The sequence below is a fragment of the Stenotrophomonas maltophilia group sp. Smal13 genome (genome assembly GCF_030236855.1).
Lineage (GTDB): Bacteria > Pseudomonadota > Gammaproteobacteria > Xanthomonadales > Xanthomonadaceae > Stenotrophomonas > Stenotrophomonas maltophilia_A.
In genome coordinates, this window is the sequence record NZ_JASJSQ010000077.1 from 1 (window position 1) to 23,749 (window position 23,749).

21 protein-coding genes are annotated in these 23,749 nt (G+C 68.6%); 12 read left to right on the forward strand and 9 right to left on the reverse strand.

The features are described from left to right. Positions 1-124: 124 nt before the first annotated feature. On the reverse strand, positions 125-3,484 hold the full coding sequence (locus QRO95_RS19660) for a TIM-barrel domain-containing protein (protein ID WP_285303267.1): 3,360 nt from the start codon (positions 3,482-3,484) through the stop codon (positions 125-127). Between the two features lie 322 nt (positions 3,485-3,806). On the opposite strand from QRO95_RS19660, the gene QRO95_RS19665 reads away from it, so the two are divergent. The 6 genes from QRO95_RS19665 to QRO95_RS19690 all read left to right on the forward strand — a co-directional run bounded on the left by QRO95_RS19665 (position 3,807) and on the right by QRO95_RS19690 (position 11,148). Beyond that, positions 3,807-4,973 (forward strand): SIS domain-containing protein, encoded by a 1,167-nt coding sequence (locus QRO95_RS19665; RefSeq protein ID WP_285303268.1) that lies wholly within the window; start codon positions 3,807-3,809, stop codon positions 4,971-4,973. Further along, on the forward strand, positions 4,966-5,904 hold the full coding sequence (locus QRO95_RS19670) for an ROK family protein (protein ID WP_285303269.1): 939 nt from the start codon (positions 4,966-4,968) through the stop codon (positions 5,902-5,904). The genes QRO95_RS19665 and QRO95_RS19670 overlap by 8 nt, the downstream gene beginning before the upstream one ends. Positions 5,905-5,920: 16 nt before the next feature. After that, positions 5,921-7,255, forward strand: a complete 1,335-nt coding sequence (locus QRO95_RS19675) for a D-tagatose-bisphosphate aldolase, class II, non-catalytic subunit (protein WP_285303270.1) — start codon at positions 5,921-5,923, stop codon at positions 7,253-7,255. Positions 7,256-7,288: 33 nt separating this feature from the next. After that, entirely contained in the window at positions 7,289-8,065 is a 777-nt protein-coding gene (locus QRO95_RS19680) for a DeoR family transcriptional regulator (protein WP_285303271.1), read from the forward strand. Further along, positions 8,062-9,177: an N-acetylglucosamine-6-phosphate deacetylase gene (gene nagA / locus QRO95_RS19685; RefSeq protein WP_285303272.1), complete on the forward strand. Its 1,116-nt coding sequence runs from the start codon at positions 8,062-8,064 to the stop codon at positions 9,175-9,177. The genes QRO95_RS19680 and nagA overlap by 4 nt, the downstream gene beginning before the upstream one ends. Before the next feature lie 168 nt (positions 9,178-9,345). Continuing rightward, positions 9,346-11,148 (forward strand): MFS transporter, encoded by a 1,803-nt coding sequence (locus QRO95_RS19690; protein ID WP_285303273.1) that lies wholly within the window; start codon positions 9,346-9,348, stop codon positions 11,146-11,148. A 52-nt stretch (positions 11,149-11,200) separates the two neighbouring features. Here the strand turns inward: QRO95_RS19690 and QRO95_RS19695 are convergent, their stop codons facing one another. The 6 genes from QRO95_RS19695 to QRO95_RS19720 all read right to left on the reverse strand — a co-directional run bounded on the left by QRO95_RS19695 (position 11,201) and on the right by QRO95_RS19720 (position 15,779). Next, positions 11,201-11,671 carry a SecDF P1 head subdomain-containing protein gene (locus tag QRO95_RS19695; RefSeq protein WP_285303274.1) on the reverse strand — a complete coding sequence of 157 codons (471 nt, stop codon included), beginning with the start codon at positions 11,669-11,671 and terminating at the stop codon, positions 11,201-11,203. Further along, positions 11,668-12,219 (reverse strand): HdeD family acid-resistance protein, encoded by a 552-nt coding sequence (locus QRO95_RS19700; RefSeq protein WP_188486570.1) that lies wholly within the window; start codon positions 12,217-12,219, stop codon positions 11,668-11,670. Before QRO95_RS19700 ends, QRO95_RS19695 begins: the two co-directional genes overlap by 4 nt. A 58-nt stretch (positions 12,220-12,277) precedes the next feature. Then, on the reverse strand, positions 12,278-12,973 hold the full coding sequence (locus tag QRO95_RS19705) for a ComF family protein (protein WP_285303275.1): 696 nt from the start codon (positions 12,971-12,973) through the stop codon (positions 12,278-12,280). Between the two features lie 84 nt (positions 12,974-13,057). Then, the gene (locus QRO95_RS19710; protein WP_285303276.1) at positions 13,058-14,398 is read right to left on the reverse strand and encodes a chloride channel protein; all 1,341 of its coding nucleotides are present in this window, start codon (positions 14,396-14,398) and stop codon (positions 13,058-13,060) included. 122 nt (positions 14,399-14,520) lie between these two features. Beyond that, positions 14,521-15,087 (reverse strand): HAD family hydrolase, encoded by a 567-nt coding sequence (locus QRO95_RS19715; RefSeq protein ID WP_285303277.1) that lies wholly within the window; start codon positions 15,085-15,087, stop codon positions 14,521-14,523. A gap of 122 nt (positions 15,088-15,209) precedes the next feature. Next, complete coding sequence (locus QRO95_RS19720) at positions 15,210-15,779, reverse strand: DUF3658 domain-containing protein (protein WP_285303278.1); 570 nt, start codon at positions 15,777-15,779, stop codon at positions 15,210-15,212. A gap of 159 nt (positions 15,780-15,938) precedes the next feature. On the opposite strand from QRO95_RS19720, the gene bioB reads away from it, so the two are divergent. The 5 genes from bioB (at position 15,939) to bioC (ending at position 20,777) form a co-directional block, all read left to right on the forward strand. Then, the gene (bioB, locus tag QRO95_RS19725) at positions 15,939-16,982 is read left to right on the forward strand and encodes a biotin synthase BioB (protein WP_285303279.1); all 1,044 of its coding nucleotides are present in this window, start codon (positions 15,939-15,941) and stop codon (positions 16,980-16,982) included. Between the two features lie 67 nt (positions 16,983-17,049). Continuing rightward, the gene (bioF, locus tag QRO95_RS19730; protein ID WP_285303280.1) at positions 17,050-18,273 is read left to right on the forward strand and encodes an 8-amino-7-oxononanoate synthase; all 1,224 of its coding nucleotides are present in this window, start codon (positions 17,050-17,052) and stop codon (positions 18,271-18,273) included. Between the two features lie 18 nt (positions 18,274-18,291). Beyond that, complete coding sequence (gene bioH, locus QRO95_RS19735) at positions 18,292-19,071, forward strand: pimeloyl-ACP methyl ester esterase BioH (protein ID WP_285303281.1); 780 nt, start codon at positions 18,292-18,294, stop codon at positions 19,069-19,071. A 29-nt stretch (positions 19,072-19,100) separates the two neighbouring features. After that, positions 19,101-19,880: an SDR family oxidoreductase gene (locus QRO95_RS19740; RefSeq protein WP_285303282.1), complete on the forward strand. Its 780-nt coding sequence runs from the start codon at positions 19,101-19,103 to the stop codon at positions 19,878-19,880. A 12-nt stretch (positions 19,881-19,892) separates the two neighbouring features. After that, the gene (gene bioC, locus QRO95_RS19745) at positions 19,893-20,777 is read left to right on the forward strand and encodes a malonyl-ACP O-methyltransferase BioC (RefSeq protein WP_049444172.1); all 885 of its coding nucleotides are present in this window, start codon (positions 19,893-19,895) and stop codon (positions 20,775-20,777) included. Positions 20,778-20,982: 205 nt separating this feature from the next. Here the strand turns inward: bioC and QRO95_RS19750 are convergent, their stop codons facing one another. Beyond that, positions 20,983-21,627: a YdcF family protein gene (locus tag QRO95_RS19750; protein ID WP_188489919.1), complete on the reverse strand. Its 645-nt coding sequence runs from the start codon at positions 21,625-21,627 to the stop codon at positions 20,983-20,985. Further along, a complete protein-coding gene (locus QRO95_RS19755; RefSeq protein ID WP_285303284.1) occupies positions 21,612-22,574 on the reverse strand; it encodes a pyridoxal-phosphate dependent enzyme in 963 nt (320 codons plus the stop codon). The genes QRO95_RS19750 and QRO95_RS19755 overlap by 16 nt, the downstream gene beginning before the upstream one ends. A gap of 160 nt (positions 22,575-22,734) precedes the next feature. On the opposite strand from QRO95_RS19755, the gene QRO95_RS19760 reads away from it, so the two are divergent. Next, the gene (locus QRO95_RS19760) at positions 22,735-23,223 is read left to right on the forward strand and encodes a hypothetical protein (RefSeq protein WP_188486588.1); all 489 of its coding nucleotides are present in this window, start codon (positions 22,735-22,737) and stop codon (positions 23,221-23,223) included. The last annotated feature ends 526 nt before the right edge of the window (positions 23,224-23,749 follow it).

Sequence of the window (23,749 nt, forward strand, 5' to 3'; positions counted from 1 at the left end):
CTCCTGGCAGGGGTGCGGCGCGAAAAGTGAGCGCGTGGGCGTTCGGCGGGCAAAACGCTCCCGGGCCACGGCCATGAGGGCCGTAGTCGGAATGGGCGGGGGGAGGAGCGGTGTTACGTAGGGGTCATGGGGCGACGATGCTGGCGGAGTCGCCCTCCTGGCCGATCAGCACGGCGTTGGCCCAGTTGGCACAGACCTGGGCGGGTTGGCTGCCCTGCGCACCCAGCGTGCGCAGGCTCAGGGTGGAAAGGCCACGGATGTCCAGCTCCGGCTTGACCACGCCGGGCGCCTTCACCAGGCCGCTGTCGTACAGCAGGCGGTTGTCACCCCAGACCTGGAACTGCAGGCCACCGGCAGTGCGGCAGGCGTCGTCGATGCCGAGGTCGGCACGCAGCAGGTGCCAGCCTCCCTGCAGACGCAGGTCGATGCGGCTGTTGGCGCCGACGCCCAGGCCACGACGGAACTGCAGGCCGTTCATGCGCATGCCGGCGTCGCCACGGAACGACTGGTCGGTGCGCACCTGGCTGGCCAGCGCGGCCGGCACCGGCAGCTCGGAGAGATAGCGCTGCCGGGCCGGTCGCTCCGGTTCCTGGTGTTCAAGAATGTGGAAGGTGGACAAGGCGATCGGGCCGACATCGCGCGGCTGCAATGCATCGAAGGCGCGGGCGGTGCCCTGTGCGGCGGTCACCATCGGGTCGGTGCTGCTGGCGCCGTCGCCTTCGGGGTTCTGCACGCTCAGCACGCGGAAACGCAGCAGGCGACCCGCGTGGGCCGGGAAGTCGATGCGCTGCACGCCTTCCTTCAGCTGCAGGCGGCCGCGGGCGATCGGCTCGCCCCACTCGCCATTGCTGTCGCCCAGGTAGACCTCATAGTCGCGGACCTGGCCGTGCTTCCAGTTCTTATCGTTGCGCGGCGCGATGTCGATGCCGTCGATCATCCTGCGCTCGCCGAAGCCGATCACCCACTCGTGCGCACCGGTGCGCACGGCCTGGTTGCGCACGCTGCGGAACCAGGTGCCCGGATCATCATCGAAGGCATTCTCCAGCGCATGGCCGGGTTCTTCGGCCGGGCGATTGACCACCAGCAGGCTGTCGGCCGGCAGTTCGCGGCCCAGCACCGGCGCGGCCGGATAGGCATCGTCGGCGGCCGCGGCAGCCACCGCGAAGTCCAGCTGCAGCTGCAGCGGCTGGCGGATGTCCTGGGTGGCGGTACGCACGTGCAGCGTGCCACGGCGCTCCTGGGCATCGAAGTACCAGCCTTCGCTGGCGTTGTTGAACGCCGCCGCATCGGCCAACGCCGGCAGCGCGCGACCACCGGCCTGCACCGCGCGTGGCGCCTGGCGGCTGAGCACGCGCAGGCCATAGCCACGCTGCGCCAGCTGGCCGTTGTACTGGCCCTGCACGGCATCAATCTGCACCTGCACCGGGCCGCTGCCCTGCGCCGGCGCCTGCACGCGGATCTGCTGCGTGCTCGATTCGCCCTGCTGGTAGCGGCGCGTATTGCCATCGTCTTCGTACAGCGTGTACTGCGAATCGCCCTGCGGGTACAGGTCGAACGTCACTTCATCGAGAGGCTTCTCGCCGTCGAACAGCATCGACGGGTACATCGGCAGGATCGCACCGGCACGCACGAACACCGGCAGCGTGGCCAGGTCCACCTGGCGGTCGAGCTGGCGGCCATCGGCGGCGGCCTGCACGCGGCGGCCGTCCCAGTAGTCGATCCAGCCGCCGGCCGGCAGATGGATGTCGCGGCGCCAGCCACGGCTGGCGGCCTGGCTGCGGTACACCGGCGCCACCAGCAGGTCGCGGCCGAGCAGGAACTGGTACTTGTAGGTTTCATCCTGCGCATGCGGATCGCGCGGGTTGTCCCACATCAGGCCACGCACCGGCGGTGCGCCAGTCTGCGCAGCCTCGTGCACCAGCCCGTACATGTACGGGGTCAGGCGCATCTTCAACTTCAGGTAGTCGCGGTTGATGCTGCGGTAGGGCTCGTCGTACCACCACGGGTGCTTGCGCGCGTTCGACGACCAGCCGCTCATGCCCATCAGCACCGGAGTGAAGGCCTTCCACTGCAGGTCGCGGGTGAAGGTCTCGGCGCTGCCGCCGAAGATCGCATCGACGTCGCCGCTGGCGTAGGCCATGCCGGACAGGCCCGAACCGACCAGGGTCGGTACGTGCCAGCGGATGTAGTCCCAGCTGCTGCTCTGGTCGCCGGTCCATGCCACCGCATAGCGCTGGATGCCGGCCCAGCCCATCACCGTCCACAGGAACGGGCGCGAATCGGAATTGTCGAGGATGCCGTTGAACGCCTGGCGGTTGGCGTCCATCGCGAACTGGTAGCCCTTGCCGGTCCAGGCCACGTCCAGCTTCTGCACGCGGCTGCCGGCCTTGCCCACTTCCCAGGCGATCTTGTCGACGCCGTTCTCGGTCCACAGGCCGGTGCGGAAGCCGTACGTGGCCAGGCCCTTCACCGTTTCCGGCAACTGCTTGTAACCGCAGCCGTAACCATCATTGGGCAGGATCCAGCCACCGGGCATGTCGTGGGCGCGGTACTGCTTGGCCACGCTGTCGATCACATCCGGGGTGGTGCCGGTCGGGCCGTCGCTCCAGCCTTCGGGCACGGTGCCGGGCTTCTTGCTGTTGTCACCGTCGTTGTAGCAATCGGCATCGCCGTAGGACAGCGCCCAGCGCGCGACCATGTTGGGGCGACCGGTCAGCTGGGTGTAGCGCTCGATCAGTTTCGGCAGGTCGGCGCCGACGAAGTAGTACGCATCGAAGCGGTCTTCGCGGTGCAGCAGCGTGGCCTGGTCGGCCTCGCGCAGATCGTAGCTGCCATCGCTCCAGGTATTGCGCAGCATGCCCCAGCCACGGCTGCTCAGCAGCATCGGCGCCGGGCTGGGGCGGTCGCCCTCTTCCCAGCCGCCGGAGTAGGACACTTCCAGCTCGCGGCCCTTGAACTGGTAACGGCCATTCTGCTGGCCACCACCGTAATAGCCTTCATCGGCCTGCGAGGACAGCACCTGCACGCTCTGCGTGGCATCCAGGTCCAGCGGCTGCAGTTCCTGCCACAGCGCGGTGGGCTGACCGTTGTCCAAGCGCTCCAGGCGCAGGCGCAGCGGCTGCCGCTGCACATGCAGCACCAGCGCATCGGTGCGCACGCGGATTTCCTGCGCGTCTTCTTCCAGCTGCGCCCGCACGTTCGCCTTGGGCTGCGGCAGTACGATCGGTGCGGCCTTGTCACCTGCACCGGTGAGCTTGCCGTTGCGGCCGGCCTGCACGCGGATGATGTCGGTGGCCGGCAGCTCGATGCGGATGCGCGCGCCCTTGTCGGTCTGCAGATCCCAGCCCTGCACGCCGTCGCGGCTGGCGCTGGCGCTGACCGAACGCAGGTTGCCGACCGGCTCGGCCCGGGCCGGCATGGACGCCAGCATCAATGCCGGCAACAGGGCCAGCATCAGCGGCGAGCGACGAACGCAGATTTCCACGCGGACTCCCAACCCGTTCACCGGGCGTTTCGAAAGCGATTGGGCCGACTCTAGGGCAGCGATTCGAAAGATGTCAACAAATTGAAAGGAAAAAGGAAGATATATTCCATTGAAACGAAAGTTGTTGCGCCGCAATACTTTGTGTAAGCGCTTGCAGGCGCCTGTTAAGCATTGTGCGATACGGCATTCGGCTGGTTCTTTCGTTTTTCGGAGCACTCCACGGCGGGAAAAGTCACCACGCCATTTTCTTTCTTTTTACTTTCGCTATTTGACATTTCGAAAGAAAACACAGATGGTGCGCTGGCCCAACTGGAACCTCCGAATGGACGTCACCCTGCTTTCCGATGTGTCCGCCTGGCAGCGCCTTGGCGGAGCCGATACCGCTACCGAAATCGCCCAGCAGCCCGCGCTGTGGGACGCCCTCGCACAGGACCTGTCGCGTGCCCGCGACCGCCTGCAGGCCTTCCTTGGCGACAGCCTCAACGATCCCAACCAGCGCGTGCTGTTCACCGGCGCCGGCAGCTCCGGCTTCATTGCCGAGATGGTGGCCGATGCGATCAACGCGCAGTGGCCAGCCGATGTGCGCGTGGTGCACACCACCAGCCTGCTGACCCACCCGGCGCTGTACCTGCAGCGCGACCGCCCGACCCTGCTGGTCTCGTTCGGCCGCAGCGGTTCCAGCCCGGAAAGCGTGGCGGCGGTGGACCGCGTGCGCAGCGACGTGGATGACGCGCGCTTCCTCGACATCACCTGCAATGCCGATGGCGAACTGGCCCGTCGTGGCGCCGGCCGTGCCGATACCTGCACCCTGCTGATGCCGTCGGCCAGCTGCGACCGCGCCTTCGCCATGACCAGCAGCCTGACCTGCATGCTGCTGGCCGCGCTGACCGTGTTCGATCGTTCGCCATGGGATGCGCGCGTGGCGCGCCTGAAGCAGATGGCCGCGCTGGCCCGCGAAGGCCTGGCGCAGTGGGATGCACCGGTGGCGGCGCTGGCGCAGCGCCCTTTCAATCGCATCATCTACCTCGGCAGCGGCCCGCTGGAAGCACTGGCACGCGAGTGCGCGCTGAAGGTGCTGGAGCTGACCGCTGGCCGCGTGCTGGCGCTGGCCAACACACCGTTGGGCTTCCGTCATGGCCCGAAGTCGACGCTGGATGGCAACACCCTGGTGGTGGTGCTGCGCAGCGTGCAGCCGCTGGCGCGCCGCTACGAACAGGACCTGCTGGAAGAACTGCGCCGCGATGGCGTGGCCGGCCAGGTACTGGCGATCGGCCCGCATTCGGACATCGGCGCCGATGACGAGTACACCCTTGTGGTGCCGCCGCTTCACACCGCATCCGACGATCCGTGGCTGGCACCGGTGTGGCTGGGCTTTGCGCAGCTGTTCGCACTGCAGCGCTCGGCCGCGCTGGGCCTGACCCCGGACAACCCGTTCCCGGACGGCACCGTCAACCGCGTCGTCAAGGGCGTCACCATCCACCATGGCTGAGCTGATCGCCCACGCCTGCTACGGCATCGACATCGGCGGCACCAAGATCGAGCTGGTGGCGTGCGATGCGGCGATGCAGGTCACCTGGCGCCGCCGCGTGGCCACCCCACAGGGTGACTACGACGGCTTCCTGCAGGCGGTGGTGGCGCTGGTCGCCGAGGCGGACGCTGCCCTCGGCCGCAGCGATGCGGCCATCGGCATCGCCCTGCCCGGCGTGCGTGACCGCCGCAGCGGCCGCCAGCTCAGCGCGAACGTGCCTGCGCTGACCGGCCAATGCGTGGCGCAGGATCTACAGGCGCGCCTGCAGCGTCCGCTGCACTTCGGCAACGATCTGCAGTGCTTTGCCCTGTCTGAAGCGCACGGCGGCGCGGCTGACGGTTACCCCAGCATGTTCGGCGCGATCCTCGGCACCGGTGCCGGTGGCGGCTTCTGCCTGCAGGGCCGGCTGCTGTCCGGCTTCAACGGCCTGGCCGGCGAATGGGGCCACTGGAGCGTTCCTGGCCATCTGCTGCAGCGCCACGGCCTGCCGCTGCTGGACTGCGGCTGCGGCCTGCAGGGCTGCGTGGAGCGCTATGTGTCCGGCAGCGGCGTGGCCATGATCGAACGCCACCTCGGTGGCAGCGCCACCGACGCCAGCGCGGTGATCGCCCTGGCCGAGGCCGGCGATGCACGTGCGCGCAAGGCGCTGGACATCCACCGCGATCTGCTTGGCCACAGCCTGGCCGCGCTGGTGCTGGCGCTGGACCCGCACGTGATCGTGCTCGGCGGCGGCCTCTCGCAGTACGCACCGCTGTACCAGCTGCTACCAGCGGCCATCGCCGCCCACCTGTTCAACGGCGTGCAGGTACCGCCGATCGTGCCGCCGCGTTTCGGCGATGCCGGCGGCGCACGCGGTGCCGCCCTGCTCGCCTGCCAACCCTCGTTTTCCTGATGTCCGGAGCCTGACCATGTCCCCGTTGCAGACCCTGCTTGCCTCCCACCGCGCCGGTGCCAACGTCGGCCTGTACAGCGTCTGCTGCAGCAACGAGCAGGTGCTGCGCGCGGCCATGCACGTGGCACTGGCACATGGCACCGTGCTGCTGATCGAGGCCACCTCCAACCAGGTCGACCAGTTCGGCGGCTACACCGGCATGACCCCGCCGCAGTACCGTGATTACGTGGGCACGCTGGCCGATGAAGAAGGCTTCCCGCGCGAGCGGCTGATCCTGGGCGGCGACCACCTCGGCCCGAATGCCTGGCAGAAGCGCCCGGCGGCCGAAGCGATGACCCACGCGCGCGTGCTGATCGAAGCCTACGTCGCCGCCGGTTTCCACAAGATCCATCTGGATTGCAGTATGTCCTGCGCCGACGATCCGGTGCCGCTGCCCGATGCCATCGTCGCCGCGCGCTCGGCCGAGCTGGCCGAGATCGCCGAACGCACCGCCGCCGAACATGGCCTGCCGCCGCCGGTCTACGTGATCGGTACCGAAGTGCCGATTCCCGGTGGTGAAGCCTCGCTGGCCGAGGGCCTGCAGGTGACCACGCCGGCCGCCGCCGCGCAGACCCTGGCCATCCACCAGCAGGCGTTCGACACGCCGCAGCTGCGCGATGCGTGGCAGCGCGTGATCGCGATGGTGGTGCAGCCCGGCGTGGACTTCGACCACAGCAGCGTGCACGAATACGACGCGGCCGCCGCCGGCACGCTGGCCGATTTCCTCGAACAGCAGCCGCGCATCGTGTTCGAAGCGCATTCCACCGACTACCAGCGCGAAAGCGGCCTGCACGCGCTGGTGCGCGACCACTTCGCGATCCTCAAGGTCGGGCCGGCGGCCACCTTCGCCTACCGCGAGGCGCTGTTCGCGCTGGCCGCGATCGAAGCCGAACTGCTGCCGGCCGCACAGTGCTCGCGCCTGCCGCAGGTGCTGGACGAGGTGATGGTGGCGCAGCCGAAGTACTGGCAGTCCTATTACCAGGGCGATGACGCCGCGCTGCGCCTGCTGCGCAGCTACTCCTTCAGCGACCGCTGCCGTTACTACTGGGGCGAGCCCGCGCTGGTGCAGGCGGTGCAGACCCTGTTCGCCAACCTGGAGCAGCACGCGCCGCCACTGGTGCTGCTCAGCCAGTACCTGCCGGAGCAGTACCGCGCCGTGCGTGAGGGCACGCTCGCCAACACCCCCACCGCACTGGTGCAGCACCGCATCGGCCTGTGCCTGGGCGAGTACGCCCGTGCCTGCAGCGCCAACCAGGCCGGAACCCGCAAGCAGAACGCAAGCTCAGCTGCCAGCGTTCTTGCGAACGGCTAATCTCTACCTTTCCCCGCGAAACCGAGAATGGCCATGCGCAACACCCGCTCCCGCCGGCAACAGATCCTGCAGTTGCTGATCGAGCACGGCTCGGTGCAGGTCGCCGATCTGGTCGAGCGCTTCGGCGTGTCGGCGGTGACGATCCGTGCCGATCTGACCCACTTCGAGTCGCAGGGCCTGGCCAACCGCACCCACGGCGGTGCCACCCTGGTGCGCACGCCGCCGCAGGAACAGGACATCCATGAGAAGGACGCGCTGAACCTTCCGCTGAAGGAATCCATCGGCAGCTGTGCCGCGCGTCTGGTGCAGCCGGGCGACAACATCATCATCGACTCCGGCTCGACCACGATGACGCTGGCGCGCCACCTGCGCGCGCACCGCGACGTGACGGTGATGACCAACGGGCTGAACATTGCCTGGGAACTGGCCAACGCACCGGGCATCAACGTGCTGCTGACCGGCGGCCTGCTGCGCCAGCAGTCGCTGTCGCTGCAGGGCAGCCAGGCCGAAGCCAGCCTCAACTCGTACAGCTTCGACACCCTGTTCCTGGGCGTGGATGGCCTGGACCTGCAGTTCGGCCTGACCACCCACGACGAGGCCGAAGCCCGCCTCAACCACCGCATGGTCGAGCGCGCGCGCCGCATCGTGGTGCTGACCGACGCCTCCAAGTTCGGCCGCGTCAGCCTGCACCGCATCGCCCGCCTCGACCAGATCCACGCCATCATCACCGACGCCGGCATCGACGACGCAACCCGCGAAGGGCTGCAGCGGCTGGGCATCGAAGTGATCATCGCCGAGCCTCCCGCATGACCGACACCCGCTCCCTGCACGGCCGCATCCTCACCCCGCTGGGTTGGCGGCGTGGCCACGTCCACTTCGATTCACATGTGCGCCAGCTGCAGGTGGATGACCACAGCGGCGCTGACGACCTGCAGCTGCCGCTGATCCTGCCCGGCTTCATCGACCTGCACGTGCATGGTGCGGCCGGCGTGGACCTGATGCAGGGTGGCGATGTCGCGCGCACCATCGCACGCACCCATCTGCGCTTCGGTACCACCACACTGCTGGCGACCACCATGACCGCCGGCCTGGATGAGATCGAGCACGCGCTGCACGGCGTCGCTGCGGCGATGGCGGCGCCCGATGCCGACGCCGCCAGCATCGTCGGCGTGCACCTGGAAGGACCGTTCATCAGCCCGAAGCGGCTGGGTGCACAGCCCAATCGTACGATCGAGGCGACGCTGGCGCTGGTTCAGCAGTTGCACGCGCTGGCGCCGATCCGGGTGATGACGCTGGCTCCGGAAATCGGCGAGCACACCGCACTGATACCCGCGCTTTCGGCGATGGGCATCCGCGTACAGCTCGGGCACAGCGCCGGCACCTATGAAGAGGGCGTGGCCGCGCTGCAGGCCGGTGCCTCCGGCTTCACTCACCTGTTCAACGGCATGACCGGCGTCGATCACTATCGCCCGGGCATCGCGGCGGCAGCACTGGCGCATGCACAGTACGCCGAGATCATTCCCGACCTGCAGCACATCCATCCCGGCGTGATCCGCCTGGCCGCGCGTGCGATTCCGCGCCTGTACGCAGTAACCGATGCCACCGCCGCCACCGGCATGCCCGACGGCGAGTACGCGCTGGGCGAGCAGCGCGTGCACAAGTGCGGCGGCTGCGTGCGACTGGCCACGGGTTCGCTGGCCGGCAGCGCCCTTACCATGGACCAGGCGCTGCGCAACCTGGTGCGCGTCGGCCTGGAGCTGGCCGACGCCTCGCAGCGCGTTTCCACCTTCCCGGCCGACTACCTGGGCCTGGGCGATCGCGGCCGCATCGCGCCCGACGCCCGCGCCGACCTGGTGGTGCTGGACGCCGAACTGCGCCTGCAGCGGGTGGTCATTGGCGGGCGCGTGGTCGATCTGAACTGAGCCGCGCATTGCTGTAGAGCCCAGCCATGCCCGGCTGCTTTTCGTACCGACATCGATGACGTCCGCGCCGTGCTTCGCGCGGCAAGCCGAGCATGGCTCGGCCTACATGAAGCGCGCAAGCGAAATGCCTCAGCCACGCACCATCCCCGTTATTCCAGGAATACGCCGATGACCGCAGCCGCCGCACCTGCCGTACCCGCTTCCACCGCTCCGCGCTGGCCCGTACGCTACCTGCTCTTCATCGGCGGCCTCGGTGGCCTGTTGTACGGCATCGACATCGGCATCATCGCCGGTGCCCTGCCCTATCTTGAAGCCACCGCCAGCCACGCGTGGCAGCTCAGCAGCCAGCAACTCGGCTTCGTGGTGGCGGCGGTACTGCTGGGCAGCGTGTTGTCGTCGCTGTTCGCCGGCATGGTCGCCGACCTGATCGGCCGCCGCGGCGCGATGCTGCTGGCCGGCCTGCTGTTCACCGCCTCGATTCCGATCATGGCGCTGGCCTCGGGGTATACACCGCTGCTGCTGGGCCGCCTGCTGCAGGGTGTCAGTGGTGGCCTGATCGGCGTGGTGGTGCCGCTGTACCTGGCCGAAGTGCTCAGCCCCGAGCGACGTGGACGCGGTGCGGCGATGTTCCAGCTGCTGCTGACCATCGGCCTGGTGTTGGCCGCACTGATCGGGCTGTACCACGCACATGCGGTGGATGCCGCCGCCGAAGCCGTGCGCTCGCTGCCGCTGGCGCAGCAGGCGCAGGAGCTGTTCACGGTGAAGGACCACGCCTGGCGCACCATCTTCTGGAGCTGCCTGGCGCCAGGCCTGCTGTTCTGCGCCGGCATCTTCTGGCTGTCCGAATCGCCGCGCTGGCTGGTGCGCCGCGGCCGCGTCGACGACGCCCGCCGCAGCCTGCAGCGGGTGCTGCCTGCGGCGCAGGTGGAACCCACCCTTGCACAGATCCAGGAACCGGAGTCGAGCAGCAACGATGGCAAACGTGACCCGCTGCTCAGCCGCCGCTACGTGGTCCCGTTCGTGCTGGCCTGCGTGGTGCTGGCCTGCACCCAGGCCACCGGCATCAACTCGGTGCTGGCCTACGCGGTGAACATCCTCAACCAGGCCGGCCTGTCCGGCTCGGTCGCCAACGGCGCCGACGTGGCGATCAAGCTGCTCAACGCGGTGATGACCGTGGTCGCGCTGCTGCTGGTCGACCGCAAGGGCCGCAAGTTCCTGCTGATGCTCGGCAGCGGCGGCATCTGCGTGGCCCTGCTGGCCGCCGCCACCCTGTTCTTCCAGGCCGAGCGCGGCCGTGCCGACGTGCAGCCACACCTGCAGGCCGCAGTCAGCGGCGACAGCCTGCAGCTGGTGCTGGACGACGCACAGTGGCAGCGCCTGGGCGGTGGCATCGACAGCGAAGGCCGGCCGATGCAGCTGACCGTGTCGTACGCCTACGGTGACTTCACCAATGTGCGCGCCCTGCGCAGCGACAGCCTGACCGACCGCGAGCTGCGCATCGAGCGTGCCGGGACCGTGCAGCCGGACAGTGTGATCGGCGCGTTCTTCCGCAAGCTGCATCTGAACCCGTTCGCCGACCCGGCCAAGGCCGCGCAGGCACCGCTGCACATCGAGCAGGCACGCATCGGCCCGGTGCCGCCGCCGGCCCACGGCTGGGCGGTGGCCGCCTGCATCCTGGTGTTCGTCGCGTTCTTCGCGGTCGGCCCCGGCGTCTGCGTGTGGCTGGCGCTGTCGGAGCTGATGCCCAACCGCATCCGCTCCAATGGCATGAGCATCGCGCTACTGATCAACCAGTTCGTGTCCACCACCATCGCCGCGATCTTCCTGCCGACGGTGGGCCACTACGGCTATGCCAGCATGTTCGTATTCTGGGCGGCATGCACCTTCGTGTTCTTCCTGGTGGCCGCATTCTGGCTGCCGGAGACCAAGGGCAAATCCCTAGAGGAGATCGAAGCTCGCTTTGCCCGGTAGCGGTCGACCTGGGTCGACCTCCGCGCGCAGCGCGGGGTTGCAGGCGTGCCCGTCATTCGCCTGTGATGTGCCTGGCCAGCGCCTGTGCTTCGGCAACGCTGGACAGCCCGCTCAGCATCATCGATTCGCCGAACGGTCCCTGCACGGTCGCCACCATCAGCACGCGGCCATCCACGCTGATCGCCGCCCGCTGGCCCACCAGCGCCGCCGTGCCATCATGGATGCGCTGGCGTGCCTCTGGCCGATAGCGGATCCGCAGACCCGGCTGCTGGCCCTCGTCCAGTACGTAGCGCACATCGGCGATATCTGCGCTGCCGGCAATCGGCGGCTCGCGCAGCGCCAGGGTCTCGCCCTGCCACTGCGCTTGGGTGCCCTTGCCGTCTGCATCGACCGCGCTCAGGCGCACATCCACGCCGGCGCGCGGCGCATGATCCTTGCCTGCCAGCACACCGGGCGTGGCACCCGGCATGCATCCGGCCAGCACCAGCGCCGCGCCCAGCAGGAGCGGACGCGCAACCCTCACTTCAGCTTCCGCAGCTTGAACGCCACCAGCACCTGCAACAGCCCGTACAGCAGGCTGCCGATGCCAATCCACAGCGTGGTCACCGCCACGCCTGCATACGGATTGGCAGCGAACAGCAGGCCCAGCACCACCGCCAGCACGCCGCTGAGAATCAGCAGCCACTCACCCTGGATCTGCTTGCGCACCCGGATCGCGAACACGATGCGATAGATACCGGCCACCAGCAGCCATGCCGCCAGGAACAGCACCAGCACGCTGGCGGTGGCCAAGGGATTGATCACCGCCAGGATGCCGAAGCCCAGCGAGGCGATGGCATACAGCGCCAGCCAGCCGCGCGAGGCACCACTGCCTCCGCTGACCAGTGCGAACAGGCTGATCACCCCTTCGACAATGGCCATCACGCCCAGCGTCCACGCCAGTGCCATCGCCGCCGACAGCGGCCAGCCGACGGCAACGATGCCGAAGCCCAGCGCAACCAGCCCATACAGCAGCAGGATCCACCAGCTGCGTGCAACCGCTGACAGCAAGGGAGACAGGGGGGAATTCATGGCCACTCCTTCAGTCCGGAACCGGCCTCATCCTAGCCCCCGGCGATGAAGAGAGCGATCACGGCACCCGCGCACAGACCCACACGCGCACTTCTTCTGCGCCTGCGCAGCGCAGTGTTTCGGCAATCTCCATCACCGTACTGCCAGTGGTCATCACGTCGTCGACCACGGTCAGTCGCGGTGGCGCCGGACCGCGTACATCGAACGCATCAAACAGGTTCTCTCGGCGCTGTTCGGCCGTGCGTTCGGACTGCGGTGCGGTATGCCGCCGCCGGTACAGCCCGTGCCAGACCGGCATCGGCAGCAGCCGGCACAGCTCGGCGGCCTGGTTGTAGCCACGCTGGCGCAGGCGGCGGCGATGCAGCGGCACCGGCAACAGCGGCGGGCAGGGCCAGGGCGGTGGTGCCCGCTGCATCAGCTGCGCCAGCAGGCGACCAGCCGCCAGGTCCTGATGGAACTTGTAGCGCACCAGCAGCTGGTCGACCGGCGGCAGGTACAACAGGCTGGCATGGGTGGCCGTCTGTGGTGGTGCTTCCTCGCGGCAGCTGCCGCAGACGATCAGGGCCACATCCGGCAACGGCAGTGCACAACGCAGGCAGGCGCGTCCGGACCACGGTAGGTCGGCAAGGCAGGCGCAGCACAGGTCAAGATCATCGTGGCCCGGGTCGCCGCAGACCAGGCACCGCAGTGGCAACAGAACGCGAAGCAGCGCACGGGGGACGGTGCTTGCCAGGTGCAGGACGTTGATGCGCATGCGCCAGCCTTCCATCGCTGCGCTGGCTTCGCCATCGGCGAAGCACGTGCTGCGGCGTCGGTGCTATCCGTCATCGCGTCCCCGTCAGGAAGGACGTTCGCGATGTCCAGCATCCGACGGCGGCGCAGCCGGCATCATCAACAACTCCGCCAGACCACGATAGATCGGCACCCGGCACACGAGCCCGGACACACCACGCGCGATCAGCACCGTGGCCAGGATCGGCAGCAGCAGGTCGCCGCTGTCGGTCAGCTCCAGCGAAATCACCGCCGAGGTCAGCGGTGCCTGGGTGACGCCGGTCAGATAGGCGCACATGCCTAACAGTACAAATGCTCGCGGATCCACGCCCGGCATCAGTACCGCCAGGTTATGCCCAAGGCCGGCACCGACCGCCAGCGCCGGCGAGAACAGGCCACCGGGGATACCCGCCACGTAGGACGCCAGATTCGCCAGCAGCTTCATCAGACCGAATTCATGGCCCACCATCGCCTGCCCCTGCACCAGGCTGCGCGCCTGTTCGTAGCCGGTGCCGAACGCCCCTTCGCCGAACGTCAACGCCAGCGCCACCACCACCAGGCCGCAGCCTGCTGCCAGCAGGACGGGATGCCGCTGCCGCAGCTGGCCCAGCCAACGCGGGCGGCCCGCGGCACTGGCCAGCACCGCGCGCGCGAACAATCCACCCAGCAATCCGGCCACTACGCCACACAGCAGGATCGCCAGCCAGCCCTGTCCCAGCGGAAGCCGCGCGCTTACATGGCCGAAATAGGTGTAGTTGCCGAGCAGGCCCAGCGACACCACGCCACCGACGATCACTGCGGTCAGCAAGGTGCCGGAAAACCGATGCTCGAAACGGCCGCTGAGCTCCTCGATGGCGAAGACGATGCCGGCCAGCGGCGTGTTGAACGCCGCCGCAATGCCCGCTGCACCACCGGCCAGCAGGAAGTGCGAGAGCTCGCGTGGATCCTTGAAGCCGAACCAGCGGCCGAACAGGTACATCAGGCTGGCGCCCACATGCACGGTGGGTCCCTCGCGCCCGACCGACGCGCCACCGAGCAGCGACAACGACGTCAGCAGCAGCTTGCCGGCTGAGACCGCGGGCGAAAGATTGGTCCTGCGGAACGACTCATCCGGCTTGTCCAGTGCGGCGATGACCTGCGGAATGCCGCTGCCCCGCGTGGGCTTCAGCACACCGGAGGTCAGCCAGGCCAGCAGCGCGAAGATGCCCGGTGTGAGCAGCAGGGCCCACCACGGCGAATGCGAGGTGATGCGCTGGAACAGGTGGTAGGCCGCGTCGCTGGCCTTGGCGAACAGGATGGCCACCAGAGCCACGGCCACGGCGCCGCCCCAGAGTGCGGCGCGGCGGCGCCAGGCCTCACTGAGAACCAGCGCGGTGATACGGCCGCGGAGGCGATGGAGATCGGTCATGCGGGGCAGTCTGGACGCTGCGGAGGAAGGCGGACAGCGGCTACTGTGGCTGAAGGCCTTGCAGGATGCGGTGAAATGCCCGTCCATGGATCCTGCTGACAGCCTGCCCCGTGCGTGCACCGCTAGTCCGGCAGGCGCTCCCGCCACCGGCGCTTTTCCACGCTGCGCACGTTGGGCTGCTGCCGCAGCCACTCCAGATAGAGCGGCAGATGTGCCAACTCATCATCGCTCGCATCACCGGTGAACTCACGCACCTCGACCAGGTTTCCGTAGTTTCTGGCGTACTTGCTGGGCGTGTCGTCGATACCGATCATCTGCTCCAACCGGAAGCCGTGACGCTTCAGCTTGCCCAGCCGCTTCTGCGACGCATAGCCGCCAGTGTCCCAGTCACGCGCCGTGCTGCACCGCTGCGCGGACCACAGGAATGCGAGCGGGCGGCCCGGCATCAGGCGGGCCACCAGCGGCTCTGCGTACAACTGCGCGGAAGACGTCCACACCCCCACCGTGAAATGGGCGAAGGCATAGTCGAGGAACGCCTGCAGGTGCGGCCGCAGGTAGACGTGGTAGCCGACAAGGCGGAAGTCCGCCGGCCGCTCCAGTTCGCGCTCGGTTGCGTGCACCAACGTTTCGTCCAGGTCGAGTATCAGCAGCTTTCCGCCTGGCGGCATTGCGCCCGATCCGGTGCTCATCAGCAGACACTCGGCGTATCGACGGCCACCACGCTGCCAGTGCTGACGAGGGCGGGATGGCAGGGAAAGCGGGGCAGATTCATGGCCGTTGCTGTGCTGGGTGGCCCAGTGTAGCGGTGCGGTCAGGGCTGCTGCCGGATGCGCACTTCGCCATGGCGCATGCGCGCCAGGTCGCCCTGCGCTTCCAGTACGCCGCGCGCGACCAGTTTGCGCACGCGCTGGGCGTAGAAGACATCGGCAATGCCGGCGCGGCGCTGCGGGTCCAGCGACATCGCGTTGCCCACGATGAAGGCGATTTTCCGGAACTGCCCATCGCAGTGGGAAAGCAGTTGCGCATCGATCCAGGCGATGTCCTCGTCGGTCAGCGCGGCGATGTTCTGTCGCTGCTGCTCGGTAAGGTGGGCATCGCTGTCGGGCTCCTCCTCGGTGTCGCGCAGGCAGCCATTGATGGCCAGCAGGCGAACCAGCACGTACAGGCCGAACGCCTGCAACTCCTCGTCCGGCAGCGTCGACGGATCGAGCTGCCCCGCCGCGTAGTCCTTGAAGGTCACGAAGATGCGGTTCTGCCAGTGCCCGGGTTCACCCGTCTGGCGCAGATCATCCATCACCACGCGCAGGCCGCCGTCGGGTAGTTCGGCCAGGCTGCACAGCACCGCATCGCGGCGGATCGGGTAGGGCTGGTGGCTGTCCATGGCACATGCTCGCGAGTCCGTATGCAGCAATGAAGTTACACCGTAGCGTGCATTTCCGGCGGTCGATTTCTGTAAACCATAAAAGAATATTTAAGTTGACAGCTCGGGCACACCCACCCACACTGCCGCCCTCGCTCCATTCGTACCCAAGGTCCCGCCATGGCTGCTGCCATCCGCCACGACTGGCAACACGACGAACTGCAGGCGCTGTTCGATCTGCCGTTCCCCGAGCTGCTGTTCCGCGCCGCAGCGGTCCACCGCGAGCATTTCGACCCATCGCAGGTGCAGGTCTCCACGTTGCTGTCGGTCAAGACCGGCGGCTGCCCGGAAGACTGCGCGTACTGCCCGCAGGCGCAGCGCTACAGCACCGGCGTGAACGCGCAGAAGCTGATGGAGACCGAGGCAGTGCTGGCCAAGGCACGCCAGGCCAAGGCCGCCGGTGCCTCGCGCTTCTGCATGGGTGCCGCGTGGCGATCGCCGAAGGACCGCGACATTCCGAAGGTGGCGGCAATGATCGCCGGGGTAAAGGCGCTTGGCCTGGAGACCTGCGCCACGCTGGGCATGCTCAGTGGCGAGCAGGCACGTGCGCTGAAGGACGCCGGCCTGGACTACTACAACCACAACCTCGACACCGCGCCGGACTACTACGATTCGATCATCCACACGCGCCAGTACCAGGACCGCCTGGATACGCTGGAGCACGTGCGCGATGCCGGTCTGAAGACCTGCTGCGGCGGCATTGTCGGCATGGGCGAGACGCGCGCGCAGCGTGTCGGCCTGCTGCTGGCACTGGCCACGTTGCCGGCGCATCCCGATTCGGTGCCGATCAACAAGCTGGTGCAGGTGGCCGGCACGCCGCTGCATGGCAGTGCCGAGCTGGACCCGTTCGAGTTCGTGCGCATGATCGCGGTGGCTCGCATCGCCATGCCGCGCTCGATGGTGCGGCTGTCGGCCGGGCGCGAGGCGATGAACGATGAGCTGCAGGCGCTGTGTTTCCTGGCCGGTGCCAATTCGATCTTCTATGGCGACAAGCTGCTGACCACCGGCAACCCGGAAAGCGAGCGTGACCTGGCGCTGTTCGCGCGGCTGGGACTGCAGCCGATGGCGGTGCAGGTGGATGCCGAGGGCCACGACCACGGCGGCACCGTGCACGCCGATATCAGCGCCGATGCACCCGGCTGTGGCTGCGCTCACGCGGCCTGAGACGGGCCGCAAGCAGGCGTCGCGGCAACGCGCTACCCTAGCCGCCCCGTCGTCGCATTCAGCCACCATGGCCCGCCCCGACCTGACCGCCCGCCTCCACGCCCAACGCGCCCTGCGCGATGCCCAAGGCCGTCGCCGCACGCGGCGCACGGTCACCCGTCGTGACGGCGTCCGCCTGGAAGTGGACGGCCAGTGGCTGACCGGCTTCTGCAGTAATGATTACCTGGGCCTGGCCCAGCAGTTCAGCGTGGTCAATGCACTGCAGGATGCGGCCGCACGCGAAGGCACCGGCGCGGGTGCCTCGCATCTGGTCTGCGGCCACCACGCCCTGCATGAGGCGCTGGAGCGCGAAGTGGCGGAGTGGCTGGGCTACCCGCGCGCGCTGCTGTTCGGCAGCGGCTTCGCCGCCAACCTGGCCGTGCAGCAGGCGCTGCTGAGCGAAGAGAACGATGTGTGCGTGCAGGACAAGCTCAACCACGCCAGCCTGCTCGATGCGACGCGGCTGGCCGGTGCGCGCCTGCGCCGTTATCCGCACCTTGATGCCGAAGGTGCGATGCGCCAGCTCAAGCACGCGCCCGATGGCGCGGCGATGCTGGCCACCGATGGTGTCTTCAGCATGGATGGCGACATCGCACCGCTGCGTGCATTGTCGCTTGTGGCACGTCTGCAGCAGGCGCTGTTCTATGTGGACGATGCGCATGGCGTGGGCGTGGTGGGCGATGGCCGTGGCGCGGTCGCGGCTGCCGGGCTGGGCGTGGACGATGTGCCGCTGCAGCTGGTCACGCTGGGCAAGGCACTGGGCGGTTCCGGCGCGCTGGTGCTGGGCCGCGACGACCTGGTCGAGCACCTGGCCGAAACCGCGCGCCCCTACATCTACACCACCGCGATGCCGCCGCCGCTGGCCGCCGCAGCACTGGAAGCGGTGCGCCTGGCGCGCCGTGACAACTGGCGGCGTTCTAAACTGACCGACCTGATCGCGCTGTTCCGCGGCGAAGCCCGCCGCCATGGCCTGGACCTGATGGCCTCGGAAACGCCGATCCAGCCGCTGCTGTGTGGCGACGACCACCGCGCCGTGGCGATGTCCAAGGCATTGGAACAGGCCGGTTGGCTGGTCGGCGCGATCCGCCCGCCCACGGTTCCCGAAGGCAAGGCGCGCCTGCGCGTCACCCTGTCCGCGTTGCACACCCCCGAGCAGGTGCGTGGCGTGGTCGAAGCCATTGCCAGCGCGCGCGATCGCGTCGACCTGGCCGCGCGTGAGGCCGCGCCACCGCCGCTGCCGGTCTTTGCCTGAGCCTGTTGCCGTTTTCCCATGCATATCGACGTCACCGGCCAGGGGCCGGACCTGGTACTGATCCATGGCTGGGCCCTGCAGGGCGGCGTGTTCGCGCCGCTGGTGCAACGCCTGGCCGATCGCTTCACCCTGCATCTGGTTGATCTGCCGGGCCATGGCCACAGCCGCGAGGACACCACGCCACTGCGCCTGCCGTTCGTGGTCAACGCCATTGCCGCGGCCACGCCGCCGGCGGTGTGGTGCGGCTGGTCGCTGGGCGGCCTGTTTGCGCTGCACGCGGCCGCAACGCTGCCGAAAGTGCGCGGGCTGGCGATGATCGCGGCCACGCCGCGCTTCGTGCGTGGCGACGACTGGCCGCATGCAGTAGAACCGGCGGTGTTCGAACAGTTCGGACGCGAGCTGGCCAGCGATTTCGGCGGCACCCTGGAGCGCTTCCTGGCGCTGGATGTGATGGGCTCGGCACACGCCCGCGAGGAGCTGCGCACGCTGCGCCAGCGCCTGGTCGAGCGCGGTGCACCCACCGAACGCGCCCTGCTGGAAGGCCTGCGCCTGCTGGAAAGCACCGACCTGCGCGGCGCGCTGCCGACGCTGGGCAAATCCAGCCTGTGGATCGCCGGCCAGCGTGACCGGCTGGTGTCGCCGACGGCGATGCAGGCCGCTGCGGCACTGGCCCCGGGCGGGCAGGCGCTGACCATCGCCCACGGCGGCCATGCGCCGTTCCTCGGCCATGCCGACGAGGTCGCCGCGGCCCTGCAACACTTCGTTGCCGGCCTGTCACCGGCCGATGGCGGACAATGAGCCCCCTCCGAATTCCGCAGGATTGACGCATGGATCTGGGTATCAACGGCCGCTGGGCACTGGTCTGCGGCGCAAGCAAGGGGTTGGGCCTTGGCTGCGCGCGTGCGCTGGTGCGCGAGGGCGTCAACGTGGTGGTCGTGGCCCGGGGCGAAGCCGCCCTGCAGGCTGCCGCTGAAGCACTGCGCGCCCTGCCCGGCGCTGCCGAGGTGCGCGCGGTCGCCGCCGACGTCACCACCGAGGCCGGCCGCACCGCGGTACTGGCCGCCTGCCCGCAGGTGGACATCCTGGTCACCAATGCCGGTGGCCCGCCGCCGGGCGACTTCCGCAATTTCGAGCGCGATGACTGGATTGCCGCGCTGGACGCCAACATGCTGGCGCCGATCGCGCTGATCCGCGCCACCGTCGACGCGATGATCGCGCGTGGCTTCGGCCGCATCGTCAACATCACCTCGTCGGCGGTGAAAGCCCCGATCGACATCCTGGCGTTGTCCAACGGCGCGCGCAGCGGCCTGACCGGCTTCGTCGCCGGCCTGTCGCGCCGCACCGTGGCGCACAACGTCACGATCAACAATCTGCTGCCGGGCCAGTTCGACACCGACCGCCTGCGCGCCAACTTCGCCCACACTGCGGGCAAGGACGGCGATGCCGGCGAAGTGGCCGAACGCCGCCGCCAGCAGATTCCCGCCGGCCGCTTCGGCACGCCGGACGAATTCGGCGCCGCCTGCGCCTTCCTGTGCAGCGCACAGGCCGGTTACCTCACCGGGCAGAACCTGCTGATCGACGGCGGCGCCTACCCCGGTACGTTCTAAGAGACTTTCGCAATGCCGTCCCACTTCGATGCCCGCCATGTCCGCCGCGCGTTTGCCCGCGCCGCCAACAGCTACGACGCCGCCGCCGCCCTGCAGCGCGAGGTGCAGGCGCGGCTGATCGAATCGCTGGACTACCTGGAGGCGCGCAAGCCCGAGGTGGTGCTGGACATTGGCGCGGGCACCGGCCACGCCAGTGCGCTGATGAAGAAGCGCTGGCCGAAGGCGCAGGTGATCGCGCTGGACGTGGCGCTGCCGATGCTGGACCAAGCCAAGCGCCAGGCGGGCTGGTGGAAGCCGTTCCAGCGCCTGTGCGGCGACGCCGCCGCGCTGCCGCTGGCCGACAACAGCGTGGACGTAATCTTCAGCAACCTGTGCCTGCAGTGGGTGGACGACCTGCCGGCGGTGTTTGCCGGCTTCCGTCGCGTGCTCAAGCCCGGTGGCCTGCTGTTGTGCTCCACTTTCGGCCCGGACACGCTGGTCGAACTCAACGAGGCCTTCGCGGCCGCCGATGACCGCCCGCACGTGAGCCGCTTCGCGCAGATCGCCCAGTTCGGCGATGCATTGATGATGGCCGGCTTCCGCGACCCGGTGCTGGACCGCGATCTGTTCACCCTGACCTACGATGACCTGCCCTCGCTGATGCGCGAGCTGCGCGCGATGGGCGCGACCAATGCGCGGGTGGACCGCCGCCACACGCTGACCGGACGTGGCCGTTTCGCCGCCGCGGCAGCAGCGTACGAACCGATGCGGCGCGCCGACGGCAAGCTGCCCAGCAGCTGGGAAGTGATCTATGCCCACGCCTGGGCACCAGACCCGGGCGCACCGATCCGCGAAGGCGGGCATGACGTGGCCTCGGTACCGGTGTCGGCGATTCCGATCCGGCGCAAGCAGACCTGATCGTCCGGTGGTGCTGGCCGCTGGCCGGCAACCTCACGATTCCATGGTGGGCATCTGCCGGCCAGCGGCCGGCACTACCGCATTCCACACCGCACGCGAATCGCTCCGGTAGGTGCCAACCTTGGTTGGCACACCCCATCAGATCGCGGTGCCGCCAGCAGTGTGCCGACCAAGGTCGGCACCCACCCAAATGCAGGCACCCGCCTCAGGTATTGGCCGGCGAACTCAGCGGCGGGCGCACCAGGTCGCGGTGGAAGAAATAGATTTCCTGCACCAGGAAGCGCCAGCTGGTGTGGAAGCTGCGGAAGCGCGTGCTGGGCGTGGACGAGGCCAGCGCATCGATGCCCAGCGCCTTGCTCAGGCGCAGCGCGCGCGCCATGTGCAGCGGGTCGCTGACGATGATCACCCGGTGCAGGTCGCGCTGGTCCATCAGCCGCTTGGCCTCGACCAGATTCTGCACGGTGTTGCGCGAGGCGGTCTCGATCAGGATCGCATCGTCCGGCACGCCGTGCTTGAGCGCATAGCGTCGCGCCACCTGCGATTCGGAAAAGCGCGCGCCGGTACCACCGTAGCCGCCGGTGAAGATCAGCAGTGGTGCGTACCGGGCTTCATAGAGATCCAGGCCATGACGGATGCGTTCTTCGAACACCGGCGACGGCTTGGCGTCATAGGCCGCCGCACCGAGCACGATGATGGCGTCGGCCTTGGCGGCCTGGTCACGCTCGCCGACCCAGACGATCCAGGCGGTCACGCCCAGCAGCCAGATCACCAGCACCACGAACAGCCGCCACAGCCAGCCCAGCAGGCCGGTACGAGGACGATGCCGGTCGCGGCTCACGGCGTCCCCCAGCGTAGTGCGGGCAGGTCGACATTGCCGCCGGACAGCACCAGGCCCACGCGCAGGCCGGCGAACCGCTGCGGCTGTGCCAGCACCGCGGCCAGCACGGTGGCCGAGGACGGTTCGACCACCTGCTTGAGCACCTCCCACAGCAGGCGCATCGCCGCCATCGTCGCGGCATCATCGACCACGATCACCTCAGCACCGGCCGCACGCAGCAACGCAAAGTTGGGTGCGCCGATCAGGGTACGCAGGCCATCGCAGATCGTGTCCGGGGTGACGGCCGCCTGGCGCTCGCCTGCGGCCAACGAGCGCGCGGTGTCGTCGGCGCCGGCCGGTTCGGCCAGCACCAGCCGGGTCTGCGGGCTGGCGAGCTGCAGGGCCCGGGCGGTACCGCTGGCCAGGCCACCGCCGCCCACCGGCACCACCAGCACATCGAACGGGCCGTCGCTGTGCAGCAGTTCCAGTGCCGCGGTGCCCTGCCCGGCCATCACCGCCGGGTCCGCATAGGGGTGGACCAGGGTGGCGCCGGTATCAGCCTGTACTTTGGCGCAGGTGGCCTCGCGGTCGGCGATGGTCGGCGGGCAACGCCAGAGCGTGGCACCGTGGCGGGCAATGTTGGCCAGCTTGGCCGCCACCGCACCTTCGGGCACCACCACGTGGCAGGGAATGCCACGGGTGCGCGCGGCCAGGGCCAGGGCGGCGCCGTGGTTGCCGGAGGAATGGGTGACCACGCCGGCACTGGCGCGATCGGCATCCAGCGACCACACCGCATTGCAGGCGCCGCGGAACTTGAATGCGCCACCGCGCTGCAGATGCTCGGCCTTGAACGCCAGCTGCGCGCCGGCCAGCGCATCAAGCGTGCGCGAGCGCAGCACCGGGGTCACGCTGGCGTGCGGCGCGATCCGCGCAGCGGCAGCCAGGACATCATCGGCACGGGGCAACAGTGAATCGCTCATGACGCAAGATTAACGTATGGCTCCACGCTGGCGACCCCGGCACAGGTCATGCCAGCATGAGGGCCTTCACCTCCATTCATCCTGGCCAGTGAAGTTAAGGGCCGATTCAACGCCTGCGCACGAAGCTGACTGCACAACCCGTCCTCTGGGGGGACCCACCATGAAAACGCGCCTGATGCTTGCCGGTGGCCTGATGCTGGCCCTGACCGGCTGCACCACCTACGACTATGTCGGCGGTGGCCGCAGCGGCAGCTACTACCACGGTGCGCCGTCGGTGGAATACCGCTACCCGGCCGGCTATCCCTACAACTACGGCTACCCGTACTACGGTGGCTATGGCGGCTACTACGGCGGCTATGGCAACCCGTACTACTCGCGCCCGGTCTACCGCCCGCCGCACAACCACCGTCCGCCGCCGCGCCCGCCCGGCAACGGTGGCGAGAACCGTCCGCCGCCGTCGCGGCCGTCGTACAACGGCGGTTCGCCGTGGCGGAACATGGACTCGATGCGTCGCCCGCCGCAATCGAACATCCAGCCGTCGGCACCTCCGCCGCAGGCCCGTCCGGCCCCGGCGCCCAGTGCGCCGAGGATGAACGGCTCCCCCTGGCGCAACATGGATCGTGGGACGCAGCGCACAGTTGAGCGCTGAACCGTATTGCATTTCACACGGTCCAAGCCGCACTCTACGGGACCAGTGACGGCCCGCGTCACAAAGTGACAAAAACGACACGGGCCGCCGCAAAAAGCTCTACGTCGATATCCGACAGGAACATCTGGATCCCCCCTGTTCCGGCCCTGTCGGATGTCGGCACCTCTGAAGGCAGACGGCCCCGCAGCGCGGGGCCGTTTGTTTTGCCGGGGCGCCCCAACCGGCGAGAGCCCCAGCGTCAGTGGATCCACGCCATGCGTGGATCGCGCCTTCCCGGCAGCCAAAAAAAACAGGGCCGGACAGTCCCCCGACTGCCGGCCCTCTGCTCCCCCACCGTGCGCCTGTACCGGCCCCTGTTCCAATTCCGGTCACGGGCGCCTACGGCGCCAGCCACGGTGGGTGCTATTGGGTTATCTGCAAAAATCCTGCCAACTTTAGGGCTGATTTCGACGCCGGCCGGCCGGTGCCGACGTCCCGGCCCCGAATGGCGCTAAAATCGCCACCCCGGCGCCGCCCCGGCCGCGCC

Coding starts and splice junctions, on each gene's coding strand:
- QRO95_RS19690 (WP_285303273.1), top strand. CDS start 9,346: ATGACCGCAGCCGCCGCACCTGCCGTACCCGCTTCCACCGCTCCGCGC.
- QRO95_RS19760 (WP_188486588.1), top strand. CDS start 22,735: ATGAAAACGCGCCTGATGCTTGCCGGTGGCCTGATGCTGGCCCTGACC.
- QRO95_RS19720 (WP_285303278.1), bottom strand. CDS start 15,779: ATGGACAGCCACCAGCCCTACCCGATCCGCCGCGATGCGGTGCTGTGC.
- QRO95_RS19700 (WP_188486570.1), bottom strand. CDS start 12,219: ATGAATTCCCCCCTGTCTCCCTTGCTGTCAGCGGTTGCACGCAGCTGG.
- bioH (WP_285303281.1), top strand. CDS start 18,292: ATGCATATCGACGTCACCGGCCAGGGGCCGGACCTGGTACTGATCCAT.
- QRO95_RS19755 (WP_285303284.1), bottom strand. CDS start 22,574: ATGAGCGATTCACTGTTGCCCCGTGCCGATGATGTCCTGGCTGCCGCT.
- QRO95_RS19680 (WP_285303271.1), top strand. CDS start 7,289: ATGCGCAACACCCGCTCCCGCCGGCAACAGATCCTGCAGTTGCTGATC.
- QRO95_RS19705 (WP_285303275.1), bottom strand. CDS start 12,973: ATGCGCATCAACGTCCTGCACCTGGCAAGCACCGTCCCCCGTGCGCTG.
- bioB (WP_285303279.1), top strand. CDS start 15,939: ATGGCTGCTGCCATCCGCCACGACTGGCAACACGACGAACTGCAGGCG.
- QRO95_RS19740 (WP_285303282.1), top strand. CDS start 19,101: ATGGATCTGGGTATCAACGGCCGCTGGGCACTGGTCTGCGGCGCAAGC.
- QRO95_RS19665 (WP_285303268.1), top strand. CDS start 3,807: ATGGACGTCACCCTGCTTTCCGATGTGTCCGCCTGGCAGCGCCTTGGC.
- QRO95_RS19675 (WP_285303270.1), top strand. CDS start 5,921: ATGTCCCCGTTGCAGACCCTGCTTGCCTCCCACCGCGCCGGTGCCAAC.
- nagA (WP_285303272.1), top strand. CDS start 8,062: ATGACCGACACCCGCTCCCTGCACGGCCGCATCCTCACCCCGCTGGGT.
- QRO95_RS19710 (WP_285303276.1), bottom strand. CDS start 14,398: ATGACCGATCTCCATCGCCTCCGCGGCCGTATCACCGCGCTGGTTCTC.
- bioF (WP_285303280.1), top strand. CDS start 17,050: ATGGCCCGCCCCGACCTGACCGCCCGCCTCCACGCCCAACGCGCCCTG.
- bioC (WP_049444172.1), top strand. CDS start 19,893: ATGCCGTCCCACTTCGATGCCCGCCATGTCCGCCGCGCGTTTGCCCGC.
- QRO95_RS19715 (WP_285303277.1), bottom strand. CDS start 15,087: ATGAGCACCGGATCGGGCGCAATGCCGCCAGGCGGAAAGCTGCTGATA.
- QRO95_RS19670 (WP_285303269.1), top strand. CDS start 4,966: ATGGCTGAGCTGATCGCCCACGCCTGCTACGGCATCGACATCGGCGGC.